This is a genomic window from Photobacterium sp. 270122K (assembly GCF_059941365.1).
The window spans coordinates 54,029-67,093 of sequence record NZ_JBPOEN010000002.1 but is presented as its reverse complement, the minus strand read 5'-3'; the positions used below and the strand labels follow the sequence as shown (position 1 = coordinate 67,093).

The window sequence follows — 13,065 nt, the reverse complement described above, 5'->3', positions numbered from 1 at the left end:
CCTTGTCTCGCATTTCCGTGCCGCGGCCTCTTGGGTATAATCTCACCCTATTTCCGACACGCGAACTTATCAGAGGGACACATGGCGCACTCTATCGACAATACACAAGGCTGGCGGGTCTATCTGGAAAAGAAAGTCCTGATCATGCTGGCATTGGGCTTTTCTTCCGGTTTGCCCATCTTACTTGTGTTCGGCACGCTCTCTTTTTGGCTCCGTGAAGCCGGCGTCAGCCGCACTGATATCGGATTCTTCAGTTGGGTCGCGTTAGCCTACGGATTTAAATGGATCTGGTCACCGTTGATTGACCGCTTTCCTATCCCCATCCTCTCCGCCTTACTCGGCCGTCGCCGTGGCTGGATGGTATTCTCACAAGTGATGATCATTGGCTCACTGATTGGCATGGCCGTCAGTAACCCGCAAGGTGATTTGGTACAACTGGCGATTTTTGCCCTTATTGTCGCCTTCTCTTCCGCCTCACAAGACATCGTCATCGATGCTTACCGTATTGAATTAGCCACAGAAAAACTGCAAGCCGCGCTAGCCGCCGCTTACATGACCGGTTACCGTCTCGCGATGATCATGGCAGGGGCAGGCGCCTTGGCATTTGCCGCATGGTTTGGTTCTAATAGCGAATACGATCCGGCGGGCTGGCAATATGCCTATTTCATCATGGCTGGCTTTATGCTGATTGGACTGATTACGGCGCTGTGCATTCATGAACCGACCATCGACAGCACTGCGATCGATAAAATCGAAAACGACTACAAGCAGCAGTTACTGGATCGCGGCTATTCACCGCAATGGGCCCGCTTAGCCGCATGGGCGTACACCGCCGCAGTGATGCCCTTCTTGGACTTCTTCTCTCGCTACGGTAAACAGGCGCTACTCATTCTGGCGCTGATCAGCTGTTATCGCATTTCCGATGTGGTCATGGGCGTCATGGCTAATGCGTTTTATGTCGATATGGGCTTTAGCAAAACAGAGGTCGCATCGGTTTCAAAAGTGTATGGCGTGATCATGACCTTGCTGGGTGCCGGACTGGGCGGGATCTTGGTGAGCAAGTACAATACCCTGCGCATATTAGCGCTGGGCGCGGTGTTAGCCGCGTGCACCAACTTGGCATTCATGTTGTTTAGCTACATTGGCAACAGCTTACCGATGCTGACCGTGGTGATTTCATTGGATAACCTCAGTGCGGGAATTGCCACCGCAGCCTTTATCACCTTTATGTCCAGCCTGACCAATGTGGCGTTCTCAGCGACCCAGTACGCACTCTTCAGCTCAATCATGCTGCTGTTCCCTAAATTTATCGCGGGTTTCTCTGGCCTGTATGTGGATATGTTTGGCTACAATATTTTCTTCCTCAGCACCGCACTGATCGGTTTGCCGGTACTGGTGTTGATTTATATTCTCAATCGCCAACAAGTCGGCAGCCCCCAATCCATCAAACCATAAAATCCCCGGCTCTGTGTGTTTTTCGCTTTAATAGGCGAAAAACACATATTCACCCCCTACCCTGTTGATAATTCATACTACAAATCAATTTCACCTCACCAATAGATACCTTTAAGGGATACCCAAAGACCTCTTAGATGCGCGTGTTCACACTTAGTTCAGAAAATCCACGACAGAACGCATAAAAAACACGCTTTTGATCACTTTACCACCGAAATGTAATCGATTACACGAGATCGAGATCACATCTCGCAAAGGATTGCGCAAACGTTACATTCCCAAGCGTGACAGAAAGCAATAGAATCACCGCCAACAGAACACGGGAGCCTATAATCCCGGTCATAAAACACAATTAGCGAGAGTTCACCCATGCGTAAATCACTAGTAGCACTAAGCGTACTTGCAGCGGCAGCAGCACTTCCTGCACAAGCTGAATACCTATACGGTTTTGGTAACGTAAGCGTTAGCTACCTAGACTGGTCTAACGGCACTGAAGACCGTTCAAACAAAGAAGACTTCAGCTACGTAGAGCTTGAAGGTGGTGCGGGTTTCACTTGGGGTGAGCTATACGGTTTTGCTGACGTTGAAAACCTAGAAAATGGTTTTGATGAAGCACGTACAGCAATTAAAGGTTCTATCGCAGTGAAAACTGGCCTGAAAGAACTACGTGCATACGGTCAACTTTACAACACAAACAGCAACAGCTTCACTGCACAAAACACTGTAGCAGGTATGTCTTACAGCTTCGGCGGCGAAAACTGGGCATTCAACCCATGGGTTGGTTTCCACCACACCATCACAACCAAAACGTTTGGTCCTAAAGATACAGGTTCATTCTCTGGCATGAACGGCGGTATGTTGGGTTGGTCTGCAATGTACAACTTCAAAGCATTCGGCGAGAGCTTCATGGTGTCTAACTGGCACGAAACTGAATTCGCACGTGATGATGCCTACCTAGCACTGGCTGGTGAAAGCGACGATCTAACAGCAAGCGGCGCACTAGCACTATGGTGGAATGTAACTGACTCAGTGACAACCGGTGTTCAGTACCGCTACGCATACAACAAACTAGGTCAAGCGGGTTACGACAACGCGATGATCTACACTGTGAAGTACAACTTCTAAGTTGCCCTCCCAGTCAAAAAAAGCACCTACGGGTGCTTTTTTTTGTCCCGTCACTTTCCACCTACACACGTAGCCTCTCAAAAATAAGATGCTAATTTTTTTCGAGACGCCTTCGCTTTACCCTTATTTTCACAGCACTTTTTTCCTTCCTGTTGCGCTCCTAGAAACAATACTTTGCCCCATCGCTAAGACACCGCACCAACAACAAGTCCTTCCGCTACATTTATTACTTATAAAGAAGGCGCTTTTTGACGCCCTTTATTCACCGCTTCTATTCCGAGAACTTCTCGACCACTGAGAAGTCACAGCCTGCACTTATACTAACTTCAGCAGCAATCGGAAAAGGAAGAAAAAGCAATGGCAAATGGTTAGCGAGACGACATAATGAAAAAACTGACAACCTTTACGATCTGCTCCGCTTTGGCCTATTCAGGTGCCAGTTTCGCCGTCGACTATTCCGACGATATCCATAAAAACGATTATAAATGGCTGCAATTTAACTTGATGTACGCACTGGAAGAGCTGCCTCGCTCACCGGATGCGCACTCGGGGCATGACTACCTTGAAATGGAGTTTGGTGGTCGCTCTGGGATCTTCGATCTTTACGGTTACGTGGATGTGTTTGATTTAACCGACCACGATGCCAGTGACAAAAATGATCGGGCAAAAATCTTCATGAAGTTTGCCCCTCGCGTCTCACTGGATGCGTTAACCAAAAAAGATCTGTCAATTGGCCCGATCCAAGAATGGTATATCGCCACCCTGTTTAATTGGGATGGGGGGTACAACAAAAACAGCGACTTTCCACCGGTGAACAACTCGTTCTGGGGGATCGGTTCCGATGTGCAAGTCCCTTGGTTTGGTAAAGTCGGGGTCAACCTGTACGGCCTGTATGACATTAATAACAAAGACTGGAACGGTTACCAGCTATCGACCAACTGGTTTAAACCGTTTTACAATTTCTCTAATGGCAGCTTTATTGCCTACCAAGGTTACGTCGATTACCAATTTGGCGCAGACAGCACGTTTAAAGGCAATAGCCAAGCCCACAATGGCGGAGTCATGTTCAATGGCTTTTACTGGCATTCCGATCGTTACTCGCTCGGGTATGGCTTCAAGCTCTATCATGATGTGTATTTGATCCGTGATAGCAACGATTTTGAATCCACTGGGATCAGCCACTATTTCTCGGCCACGTATAAATTCTGATCGCCCCGTATCCCTCGCCTGACATCGCAACACTATCGAACTTTACTCATACACACCGATGAACGACGAGGGAGTCCCGCTCCCTCGTACTGCCTACTGCCTACTGCCTACTGCCTACTGCCCAAGTGATCGTGTTATGATCCCTGCTAATCAATCTTGTTCAGCAAGGAAGCATCACTCGTGGAAATCACCATTGTTGGCGCCGGTGCCATTGGCTTGCTTTGGGGCACGCATCTCTCCCCTTTTCATCACGTCCATTATTGGACCCGAGATAATGTCTCATCGCTGACCATTGACGCCCAGCGGTTTGAGTCGGCACATACTCACCCCATCCGTTTTGTCGCCAATCAACCGGACCGTATTTTGCTGGCTGACTGCGTGTTAGTCACCGTCAAGGCGTTTCAGGTTGAACAGGCGCTGCAGACCGTCGTGCCGCATCTCTCGCCTAAAACGCCAGTGATCATCATGCACAATGGCATGGGCACCCATGATGCGGTAAAAGCCCTGCTGCCTGAGCAACCGTTGTTGTACGCCACCACCGCCCAAGCTGCATTTCGAGCGCACCGTCACCATGTACAACATACCGGCCATGGTGCCACCGGGTTGGGCGCAATGAATCCGCAAGGTGAAGCCCACCACGCACTGGTCGAACCGTTGCACCGCGCCTTAACGCCGTGTCAGTGGCACCCTAACATTCTGCAACCCTTGTGGCAGAAACTGGCGATTAACTGCGCCATTAATCCACTGACGGCAATCCACCAATGCCGAAACGGGGCACTGGCACAACCGGCTTTTGATACGGTGCTCACGCACGTCTGTCAGGAAGTGGCAGCCGTAATGTGTGCAGAAGGCCTCCCGACGGAAGCTATCGCCTTACGCGAACAGGTCGACAAAGTGATTCACGCCACTGCCATGAATTTTTCATCGATGCATCAAGATGTTTCCCACCACCGCATGACTGAAATCGACTATATTACCGGGTATCTCCTTGCCCGCGCCAAGGCACATCACCTTGCAGCGCCTGCGAATACGCAACTGTGGCAACAGGTCAAACAATTGGAGCAACACAACCATGACGCATGACATCTCCCCTTCCTCAACCATCAAAGTGGCCGTTTGTATTGCCCCAGGCAGTGAAGAGATGGAAGCCATCAACACCATCGACATTTTGCTACGGGCGGGTTTTGACGTCACTGTGGCGAGCGTCGCCTCTGACGGCGCACTGATCATGCCCGGATCACGCGGGATCAAACTGGTCGCCGATGTGCCGCTGGTCAATGTGGCCGATGAGCCGTTTGATTGCGTGGTCTTACCGGGCGGCCTTGCCGGTTCTGAATGTTTCCGCGACAGCCCACTGTTGGTGGAATTTGTGAACCAACATAAGTACGACGGCAAGTTGGTTGCCGCTATCTGCGCCGCCCCTGCGGTGGTATTGGAACACCATGGCATGTATCCCAATGCGATCATGACCGCCCATCCGGCCTTCCATGATCAGATCCCCGCCCACCGTCTACGCGCCAAGCGCGTGGTCTTTGACGTAAACAGCAATTTGCTGACCAGCCAGGGCCCAGGAACGTCACAAGAATTTGCCTTGGCCATCATCATTCAGTTGGCGGGTAAACAGAAAGCGGTAGAAGTGGCGGAACCGATGGTGGTATGGCCAAACATGCATTTTGTGATGAGAGACGAGCAGAAGTAGAAGGCAAGTGTCGAGTTTGTAAGGGACGAGTATCGAGTCTCACTGCGTTTCGAGGAAGAGCGAGTGAAAAGCGAAAAATAGAGCTGGGTTCTGTGGCCCATAGCACCACTCTTTACCGCTTTTGACTTTCCACTTTTACTCGGATCTCGTCCCTCGGCGCGAAGCATAACTCGCCCCTGTAATTCGCAAAAAAAACGAGCGCCTAAGCGCTCGTTTTTTATTTTACAACCAACGGGGTAACAGCCGTTTTATGGGCGGTACACTTTCACGTTGTTGAAGCCATTTTCTTTCAGGTATAGCGCCTGAAGACGGCTCATCACACCACGATCACAGTACAGTAGGTACGTTTTGTCTTGTGGCAGATCGCCAAACTGGGTCGCCAGTTTGTAGAATGGCAGGTGTTTCACCTCAACATTCTCCAGCGCCAATGGGCTTTCGTCTTCTTCGTCTGGGCTACGAATATCAAGCACAATCGCGCCAGCATCAATCTGATCAACCAGCTCGATTTCAGGGGCTTTTTCTTGGCTCTCTTTTTCGATGTCACGAATATCCATCACACGGGCCTCAGCAACCACACGCTCCAGAATGGTGAAATCAAACTTGGCTTCTTCTACTTCCAATTTCGCTTTCACCGCTTTCACGGTTGGGCTCTTAGAAATCACACCACAGAATTCTGGCATGGTTTTCGCGAAATCTTCGGTACCGATCTCACGAGCAAGGTTGATGATGTCTTCTTTGTCCCAGTTGATCAGTGGACGCAGGATCAATGAATCCGTCACACCGTCAATGTGGCGCAGGTTCGTTAGGGTCTGGCTAGACACCTGACCCAGTGCTTCACCGGTCACCAATGCCTGAATACCAAAGCGCTCTGCCACCATGCCGGATGCACGCATGAACATACGTTTAAGCACCACGCCCATCTGGCCATCATCAATGTTTTCAAGGATCTGGCCAACGACCGGATCAAAGTCAATTGCGATAAATTTAACTTTGGCAGACGAACCGTATTTCTTCCATAGGAAATGCGCGACTTGCTTCACGCCAATCTCGTGCGCAGGACCGCCCAAGTTGAAGAAACAGTAATGCACTTTACTGCCACGCTTGATGTGCAGGTAGCTGGATACGCCCGAGTCAAAGCCGCCAGAGATCAAACTCAGTACGTCTTCTTGTGTACCAAGCGGGAAACCACCCAAGCCTTTGTGGCGCGCCAATACGTGGTTTAGCTCATTGTGAGACACTTCAACACGCACGGTAATGTCTGGGTTTTTCAACTTAACAGACGCCGATGCCACCGCTTGGTTCAAGCCGCCGCCGACATAGCGCTCTAGCTCAATCGAGGTGAAATCATGTTTACCCACACGCTTTGCACGCACACAGAAGGTTTTACCTTCTAGCTGATCGCGAACACGCGGCAACGTCTGCTCGTAAATATCGTGCAGATCGGTAAATTCTGTTTGCTCAACTTCCAGCACATGGTGAATACCCGGCGTTTGCGTCAGTACCGCTAGCACTTGCTCACGCAGGCTATCATCGCTAGATGTAACCTCAATGTAGGTACGGCGGTTGATCACCGCAACTGACTCAGACAAACGCTGGACGATAATGCGAATGTTGGAATCCAAAATTTTGATAAAACGCTTTTTAACCGAGTCGCTTTTTACAAAAATTTCAGGATGGGGTTTAACAATAAATTTCATAACACGCTTCGCTTTACTGGGCCAAACACTACATACATGAGATCAAACAAGACCGCATGAGATCAAAGGCGCAAATTATACAGCAAGCCGGCAGTCGCTGAAACAAGGATATACCGTGCGGTGACGTTAACCGTCATGATTACCTATAGTGTAGGCACTATTTTTCACCCGCAACAAAAAAGCCAGCCGAGAATCTCTGGCTGGCTTTGGGTGTACATCACCGACAAGTATTAAGGCTGTGCGCTACTGATCGGCGGTGAGTAACGCGGCTCACCCTGCATGATCGAGATTTCAACCCGTCGGTTTTCTCTGCGCTCTGCGGCGGTACGGTTACCATTCAACGGTTGGGTATCGGCCAAGCCCACCACGCGTAAACGGTGATGATCAAAGCCTTTCACTTTTTCCATTTCCTGCGCAACAGACACGGCACGCTGGGCAGATAGATCCCAATTCGAACGGTACAGTTCCGAATCCAGCTTCTGGTTATCGGTATGGCCACTGACGCGAATGATGCCCGGCACGTCTTTCACCAAGTTAGCAACTTGCTGTACCAGTGGTCGGAACTTCGGCTGCAAAAACGCCGAGCCTGCCGGAAACGCCCCTTGCTCTTTAATCCGGATCACTAACTGCTGACCCAGATTTTCCAGTTCCACCGCACCCTCGGCCACTTCGTTCTCAAGGGCTTTGCGCAAAATATCCATCATTTGCTGCTGCGCTTGACGCATTTCGGCTTCCGTATTCTGGTTCTGCTCGGTCGAAATATCCGCACTCTGCCCACCGGTCAACTTACCGGCATCACGCCGGGTGCCGCCAGCCCGCTCTGAATCCCCTTCGTGGAAATCCAGCGTGCGCTGCGTCATGTCGATGGTTTGCTGCATGATCACTTCAATCGGCGTCGGCTCCGGCCGCCCCGGACGAAATTCCTGCGCGATCACACTGGTGCCCTTCGGGATGTCTTTCACTTCCAGCATGTTTTGTACCCCGAAGGCGTACTTCATCGAGCCGGCGATCTGCTTGAACTTCAGCACATCCATTTCCGAAAACGACAACAGCAGTACGAAGAAACACATTAACAACGTCATCAAATCAGAAAACGTTGCCATCCATGCAGGCAGACCGGGCGGTGGACACTTATGTTCTTCCATCAGACACCCTACTCGTCAATGTTGACGGTACGTTTCTTTTCATTGAGGTAATTTTTCAGGTAGCCATCGATCACACGCGGGTTTTGCCCGTCTTGGATCGCCAGCACCCCATCCAAAATCAACCGGCGATTGAGTTTTTCTTCGTCTTTACGTAGCCCCAATTTGGCGGCTATCGGCAACAACAGCATGTTCGCCATCACGGCACCGTACAGCGTCGTCAGCAAGGCCACCGCCATGGCAGGTCCGATCGATTTCGGATCGTCCATGTTGGACAGCATCGCCACCAATCCCACCAAGGTACCGATCATGCCCATCGCGGGGGCCACTTCGGCCAATGCTTTGAAAATACTGATCCCTTGTTCATGACGGTCATTGGTCAAGCCGATGTCTTTTTCCAGCGTGGCACGCACAACGGCCGCATCGTGACCATCCACCAACAAATCAACTCCTTTGCGCAAGAATGAGTTGTCGACTTCCATTTCTTCCAACGCCAGAAAGCCCCCTTTACGGGCAGCATCCGCCATTTCGACAATCTTTGCGATTAGGTCTTCAGGATTATCGTTTTTAAAAATAAACGCTTTGGCGGCAATCTTTGCTGCACCCAAAAATTGACCAAAATTGTATTGCATTAAGGCAACAAACATCGAGCCACAACACACGATCAGGATTGACTGGGTATCAACAAACATGCCCAAGCTGCCACCGAGTACCATTGCCATGATGACAAAGGCAAACGAGCCAATTAATCCTATAAGGGTCGCCAAATCCACTTGATAGTCTCCGATTTGTTACATTAATTTGCGAGTGAGTTTACAGTCGCGCATTGTATCTGGGTGTTCGTCCCTTTCATAGCCACGCAACTGAAAGCGAGAGCATGATTCACCGTTCACACGACAACGCAGGAACTTTCTGCCCTTTTTCCACGCGATCGCTCGGTTCACCCTCCGCGTCAATAAGATATCTATCGGCACCGTGTGGGTTTGGTTTAGCTTTCTGGCACGAAAAGATGAAAATTACTGTCTGTCACACAGATTACTGTGAGATAATTTGACCCTGTTTCCGCTCTACGCTATTTTTTCGAGCAAAATTAAAGAAGCGACCCCCATTATGGCAGCCAAAAAACCTGAAAATATGGCTTTTGAAGCCGCACTTGATGAACTTGACAGCATCGTGCATGAGCTTGAATCCGGTGACATTCCTCTGGAAGAGGCGCTGAAGAAATTTGAGCGCGGGATTGCATTAGCCCGAAATAGCCAACTTAAGCTGACCCAAGCCGAACAACGCGTTGAAATCTTGCTGCAGGCGGATGACCATGCGCCTTTAACAGAGTTTGATAGCAGTAATGAATAACATGCCTTCTCTGTCTCAGTCTCTGCTTGACTACCAATGCCGCAGTAACGACCAACTTGGCCAATGGATGGCTGCACAGCCATTCCCTGATCAGTCCCTGATCCACGCCATGAAACACGGTACCTTGCTCGGTGGCAAACGCGCCCGTCCTTTTTTGACCTATGTGACCGGTGAAATGCTCGGTGCTTCCCGTGAAGCACTTGATACTCCTGCTGCGGCAGTGGAATGTATCCATGCGTATTCACTGATCCATGACGATCTGCCCGCGATGGACGACGATAATTTACGTCGCGGTCAACCGACATGCCATATCGCTTTTGATGAAGCGACTGCTATCCTTGCTGGGGATGCCTTGCAAACACTGGCCTTTGAAATTTTGGCCAGCGGCCCCCTTAGCCAAGATGGGGAAAGCCAACGCATCGCCATGATCAAAGAATTGGCGGCAGCGTCAGGTGCCCGCGGCATGTGTATGGGACAAGCATTGGATCTGGACGCAGAAGGCAAACAGGTCGATCTCACACAATTAGAAACGATTCACCGACATAAAACCGGTGCCTTGATCCGCTGTGCGGTTCGTTTAGGGGCACTGGCCGCTGGCGAGAAAGGCGTGGCCGTGTTGCCACAGCTGGACGAGTACGCCGATGCGATGGGGTTGGCGTTTCAAGTCCAAGACGATATTCTTGACGTAATAAGTGATACGCAAACCCTTGGCAAACCACAGGGTTCGGATATCGAGCTGGAAAAAAGTACCTATCCTGCTCTTCTCGGGTTGGATGGCGCTCAGGCAAAAGCACAGCAACTGTATCAGCAAGCGCTGCGCGCACTCGAAGCGATACCGTACAATACCGAACAATTAGCAGTTTTTGCCCGATACGTCATCGAGCGCAATAACTAATAACAGTAAAGCGCCGTGAATGTTATGACATTGGATATATCTAAATACCCTCATCTGGCTCTGGCCAACACTCCAGATGAACTGCGTCTCCTGCCGGTAGATAGCCTGCCTGCAGTGTGCGAAGAATTACGCACGTACTTACTTAAGTCAGTCAGCCAGAGCAGCGGGCATTTTGCCTCCGGCCTCGGCGCAGTCGAACTGACGGTTGCCTTGCATTATGTGTACAACACCCCGTTTGATCATTTGATCTGGGATGTCGGCCATCAGGCCTACCCACATAAGATCTTAACGGGCCGTCGCGACAAAATGGGGACGATTCGCCAAAAAGGCGGCGTGCACCCGTTCCCGTGGCGTGAAGAAAGTGAATATGACGTGTTGTCTGTCGGTCACTCATCCACCTCTATCAGTGCAGGCCTCGGCATGGCGATCGCCGCCGATAAAGAAGGCCAAGGGCGCAAAGTGGTGAGCGTGATCGGTGATGGTGCGATCACTGCAGGCATGGCGTTTGAAGCCATGAACCATGCCGGTGATATTCACCCGGACATGTTAGTGATCCTGAACGACAACGAGATGTCGATCTCGGAAAACGTCGGGGCACTGAACAACCACTTAGCACGCCTGCTTTCTGGCAACCTGTATACCACTATCCGTGAAGGCGGCAAGAAAGTGCTGTCTGGCGCGCCACCGATCAAAGAATTGGTTAAGCGTGCGGAAGAACACCTGAAAGGCATGGTTGTCCCTGGCACCATGTTTGAAGAGCTAGGCTTTAATTACATCGGCCCAGTAGACGGTCACGACGTGGTCGAGTTGGTCAAAACCATCAAGAACATGCGTAACATGAAAGGCCCGCAATTCCTGCATATCATGACCAAAAAAGGCAAAGGGTATGCCCCTGCGGAAGCGGATCCGATCAACTACCATGCGGTACCGAAGTTCGATTTAACGCAGAACCCGATCCCGAAAGCCAAGAGTCAACCGACGTTCTCCAATGTGTTTGGCGACTGGTTGTGTGACATGGCCGAGCAAGACGATAAGCTGATGGCAATCACGCCCGCGATGCGTGAAGGTTCTGGCATGGTCGGCTTCTCGAAAGCGTATCCGGATCAGTACTTTGATGTGGCGATTGCAGAACAGCACGCGGTCACACTGGCAACCGGTATGGCGATTGGCGGTTATCACCCTGTGGTGGCGATTTACTCGACCTTCCTGCAGCGCGGTTACGATCAGTTGATCCACGATGTCGCGATCATGGATTTGCCGGTGATGTTTGCCATCGACCGTGGTGGTTTAGTCGGCGCTGACGGCCAGACCCACCAAGGGTCGTTTGATTTGAGCTTCATGCGCTGTATCCCGAACATGGTGATCATGACGCCGAGCGATGAAAATGAATGTCGCCAAATGCTGTACACGGGCCACCTACACCAAGGGCCAAGTGCCGTACGCTACCCACGCGGCAGTGGTACGGGTGTTACACCAACCACCGAGATGACAGCCCTGCCGATCGGTAAAGGGATCGTTCGCCGCGAAAGTCAGATCAACACAGACAGCGACACACCACGTGTGGCAATTCTTGGTTTTGGCACCCTGCTGAACTACGCGCTTGACGCCGCAGAGTCGCTGGATGCAACCGTGGCAGACATGCGTTTTGTGAAACCGCTGGATGAAGCCTTGATTCTAGAACTGGCTGCGACCCACGATGTGCTGGTTACTGTGGAAGAAAATGCCATTGCTGGCGGTGCCGGTAGCGGTGTGAATGAGTTCTTGATGAAGAAGAAAGTGCTCAAGCCGGTATTGAACCTTGGCTTGCCGGATCGCTTTGTCGAGCAAGGCACACAAGCCGAACTGCACGCGATGCTAGAGCTTGATGCGGCAGGTATTGAGAAGCAAATTCGTCAGTACCTGGCTGAATAAGCCGTTTTATCAGCCAATAAGCCCGTTTCTAAGCACAAAAAAACCGCGCACTGCGCGGTTTTTTATTATCGGTAATTTGCCGAGCGTTACCCGTTACCAGCCAAACCAGTAACCGACACCCCATAGCGCGATCATCGCCATCAGGCCAGCCAGAATATCGTCGACCATGATGCCAAAGCCACCGTGAACGTGTTTGTCCAACCAACTGATCGGCCAAGGTTTTACCATGTCAAAGAAGCGGAACAGCACGAAACCTGCCAGCACCCACTGCCAACTCACAACAGGGGCGATCGCCATGGTGATCCAAAAGCCGACAAACTCATCCCACACGATACTGCCGTGATCGTGCACGCCCATGTCGTCTGAGGTTTTCTGACAAATGCGAATACCGACAATGGCCGATACCACAATGATCAGCAGGTACAGCACAAACGGCAACTGCACAATCAGAAGGTAAAACGGGATCGAGGCCAAGGTACCCATGGTGCCCGGCACCACCGGTGACAGACCGCTACCAAATCCCGTCGCCAGCAGATGCCACGGGTTTTTCAGATTGATGTTTGCTTTTGGGTTATCCAC

12 protein-coding genes are annotated in these 13,065 nt (G+C 50.9%); 8 read left to right on the top strand and 4 right to left on the bottom strand.

All coding sequences use genetic code 11. From position 1 onward, the window contains the following. The first annotated feature begins 81 nt into the window (after positions 1-81). The 5 genes from ACSF8W_RS03485 (at position 82) to yajL (ending at position 5,488) form a co-directional block, all read left to right on the top strand. A complete protein-coding gene (locus ACSF8W_RS03485; protein ID WP_500845100.1) occupies positions 82-1,455 on the top strand; it encodes an AmpG family muropeptide MFS transporter in 1,374 nt (457 codons plus the stop codon). 369 nt (positions 1,456-1,824) lie between these two features. Then, complete coding sequence (locus tag ACSF8W_RS03480) at positions 1,825-2,580, top strand: outer membrane protein OmpK (protein ID WP_500845098.1); 756 nt, start codon at positions 1,825-1,827, stop codon at positions 2,578-2,580. 384 nt (positions 2,581-2,964) lie between these two features. Further along, a complete protein-coding gene (locus ACSF8W_RS03475) occupies positions 2,965-3,789 on the top strand; it encodes a nucleoside-specific channel-forming Tsx family protein (protein ID WP_500845097.1) in 825 nt (274 codons plus the stop codon). Between the two features lie 180 nt (positions 3,790-3,969). Beyond that, positions 3,970-4,872, top strand: coding sequence for a 2-dehydropantoate 2-reductase (gene panE, locus ACSF8W_RS03470; RefSeq protein ID WP_500845095.1), 903 nt, complete (start codon positions 3,970-3,972; stop codon positions 4,870-4,872). Further along, positions 4,862-5,488, top strand: a complete 627-nt coding sequence (yajL, locus tag ACSF8W_RS03465) for a protein deglycase YajL (RefSeq protein ID WP_500845093.1) — start codon at positions 4,862-4,864, stop codon at positions 5,486-5,488. Before panE ends, yajL begins: the two co-directional genes overlap by 11 nt. Before the next feature lie 248 nt (positions 5,489-5,736). Here yajL and thiI read toward each other — a convergent pair whose 3' ends face one another. From thiI to pomA, 3 genes are all read right to left on the bottom strand, one after another. Next, positions 5,737-7,185, bottom strand: coding sequence for a tRNA uracil 4-sulfurtransferase ThiI (gene thiI, locus ACSF8W_RS03460; RefSeq protein ID WP_500845092.1), 1,449 nt, complete (start codon positions 7,183-7,185; stop codon positions 5,737-5,739). Between the two features lie 230 nt (positions 7,186-7,415). Further along, positions 7,416-8,330 (bottom strand): flagellar motor protein MotB, encoded by a 915-nt coding sequence (locus ACSF8W_RS03455; protein WP_500845091.1) that lies wholly within the window; start codon positions 8,328-8,330, stop codon positions 7,416-7,418. A gap of 8 nt (positions 8,331-8,338) precedes the next feature. Next, the gene (gene pomA, locus ACSF8W_RS03450) at positions 8,339-9,100 is read right to left on the bottom strand and encodes a flagellar motor protein PomA (protein WP_500845089.1); all 762 of its coding nucleotides are present in this window, start codon (positions 9,098-9,100) and stop codon (positions 8,339-8,341) included. A 337-nt stretch (positions 9,101-9,437) separates the two neighbouring features. Between pomA and xseB the strand changes: the two genes are divergently transcribed. Genes xseB through dxs form a run of 3 tightly spaced genes read left to right on the top strand, consistent with a single transcriptional unit; the run spans position 9,438 to position 12,486 of the window. Next, entirely contained in the window at positions 9,438-9,680 is a 243-nt protein-coding gene (gene xseB / locus ACSF8W_RS03445; RefSeq protein ID WP_428476606.1) for an exodeoxyribonuclease VII small subunit, read from the top strand. Then, a complete protein-coding gene (gene ispA, locus ACSF8W_RS03440; RefSeq protein ID WP_500845087.1) occupies positions 9,673-10,575 on the top strand; it encodes a (2E,6E)-farnesyl diphosphate synthase in 903 nt (300 codons plus the stop codon). Before xseB ends, ispA begins: the two co-directional genes overlap by 8 nt. 24 nt (positions 10,576-10,599) lie before the next feature. Next, positions 10,600-12,486: a 1-deoxy-D-xylulose-5-phosphate synthase gene (gene dxs / locus ACSF8W_RS03435; protein WP_500845085.1), complete on the top strand. Its 1,887-nt coding sequence runs from the start codon at positions 10,600-10,602 to the stop codon at positions 12,484-12,486. Between the two features lie 93 nt (positions 12,487-12,579). Here dxs and pgpA read toward each other — a convergent pair whose 3' ends face one another. Beyond that, positions 12,580-13,065: a phosphatidylglycerophosphatase A gene (gene pgpA / locus ACSF8W_RS03430; protein WP_428476603.1), complete on the bottom strand. Its 486-nt coding sequence runs from the start codon at positions 13,063-13,065 to the stop codon at positions 12,580-12,582.

What these genes read in the sequence shown, in the direction of transcription:
- ACSF8W_RS03480 (WP_500845098.1), top strand. Translation starts at nt 1,825, where the DNA reads ATGCGTAAATCACTAGTAGCACTAAGCGTACTTGCAGCGGCAGCAGCA.
- yajL (WP_500845093.1), top strand. Translation starts at nt 4,862, where the DNA reads ATGACGCATGACATCTCCCCTTCCTCAACCATCAAAGTGGCCGTTTGT.
- dxs (WP_500845085.1), top strand. Translation starts at nt 10,600, where the DNA reads ATGACATTGGATATATCTAAATACCCTCATCTGGCTCTGGCCAACACT.
- ACSF8W_RS03475 (WP_500845097.1), top strand. Translation starts at nt 2,965, where the DNA reads ATGAAAAAACTGACAACCTTTACGATCTGCTCCGCTTTGGCCTATTCA.
- ACSF8W_RS03485 (WP_500845100.1), top strand. Translation starts at nt 82, where the DNA reads ATGGCGCACTCTATCGACAATACACAAGGCTGGCGGGTCTATCTGGAA.
- thiI (WP_500845092.1), bottom strand. Translation starts at nt 7,185, where the DNA reads ATGAAATTTATTGTTAAACCCCATCCTGAAATTTTTGTAAAAAGCGAC.
- xseB (WP_428476606.1), top strand. Translation starts at nt 9,438, where the DNA reads ATGGCAGCCAAAAAACCTGAAAATATGGCTTTTGAAGCCGCACTTGAT.
- ACSF8W_RS03455 (WP_500845091.1), bottom strand. Translation starts at nt 8,330, where the DNA reads ATGGAAGAACATAAGTGTCCACCGCCCGGTCTGCCTGCATGGATGGCA.
- ispA (WP_500845087.1), top strand. Translation starts at nt 9,673, where the DNA reads ATGAATAACATGCCTTCTCTGTCTCAGTCTCTGCTTGACTACCAATGC.